The 725-nt window shown below is 68.0% G+C and carries 1 protein-coding gene; it reads left to right on the plus strand.

The window, feature by feature from the left end; genetic code table 11:
- A partial coding sequence (locus ACK4SE_RS13980; RefSeq protein WP_409693925.1) for an aldehyde dehydrogenase family protein occupies nucleotides 1-725 on the plus strand: 725 nt, incomplete at both ends.

Consider the following 725-nt stretch of genomic DNA (forward strand, 5'->3'; position numbering starts at 1 on the left):
CGCCTTCAACTTCCCCTGCGCCGTCTTCTTCTGGAACGCCGCCATCAGCATGGTGGCGGGCAACACGCAGGTGTGGAAGCCGGCGGACTCGCTGACGCTGACCTCGGTGGCGTGCACCAAGATCATCGCGGACGTGCTGGCGGCGGAGAAGCTGCCGGGCGCCATTGCGTCCATGATCGTGGGCTCCGGCCCCACCGTGGGCGAGACGATGATCAGCGACCCGCGCATGGAGCTGGTGTCCTTCACGGGCAGCACCAAGGTGGGCCGGCGCGTGAACGAGGTGGTGGCATCCCGCTTCGGCAAGCGGCTGCTGGAGCTGGGCGGCAACAACGCCATGATTGTGGACAAGGACGTGAACATGGACCTGGCGCTGCGCGCCACCCTGTTCTCCGCGGTGGGCACCGCGGGCCAGCGCTGCACGTCGCTGCGCCGCTTGTACGTGCACGAGGGGGTGTACGAGGAGTTTGTGGATCGCCTGCTCAAGGCGTACCGCACGGTGAAGATTGGCAACCCGTTGGAGGCGGGCGTGCTGTGCGGGCCGCTGCACAACAAGGCCGCCGTGGCGCAGTTTGAGCGCGCGGTGGCGGCGGTGAAGGAGCAGGGCGGCAAGCTGCTGGCGGGCGGCCAGCGCGTGGACGGGCTGGGCAACTTTGTGCAGCCCACGGTGTTTGAGACGCCCACGGGTGCTCCCATGGTGAAGGAGGAGGTGTTTGCGCCCATCCTGC

The organism is Brevundimonas sp. (assembly GCF_046293315.1).
Lineage (GTDB): Bacteria > Pseudomonadota > Alphaproteobacteria > Caulobacterales > Caulobacteraceae > Brevundimonas.